Raw genomic sequence first — 290 nt, forward strand, 5'->3', positions numbered from 1 at the left:
TGCCAGAAGCTAAAGCAAAGCTTATTTTTGCGCCTGACTTTAATCGTGAAGAATTTGTACGCGGGCTTGATGAGTTTAGCCATATTTGGCTGCTATTTCGTTTTCATGAAACAGCCGACAAAGGCTATTCGGCTATGGTGCGCCCGCCTCGTTTAGGTGGTAATGCCCGCAAAGGCGTGTTTGCCACGCGAGCCACTTTTAGGCCTAACGCCATTGGTATGAGCGCGGTAAAACTAGAAGGTATAGAGTATAAAAATGGCCAACTGAGCTTATTACTCGCCGGAATAGAT

At 46.6% G+C, this 290-nt stretch carries 1 protein-coding gene; it reads left to right on the plus strand.

Features of this window, described 5'->3' with window-relative positions; all coding sequences use genetic code 11:
* On the plus strand, positions 1-290 hold a 290-nt coding region (locus AAEY88_RS12850; RefSeq protein WP_350563008.1), incomplete at both ends, for an SAM-dependent methyltransferase.

The sequence above is a fragment of the Psychrobacter sp. CAL346-MNA-CIBAN-0220 genome (genome assembly GCF_040309805.1).
GTDB lineage: Bacteria > Pseudomonadota > Gammaproteobacteria > Pseudomonadales > Moraxellaceae > Psychrobacter.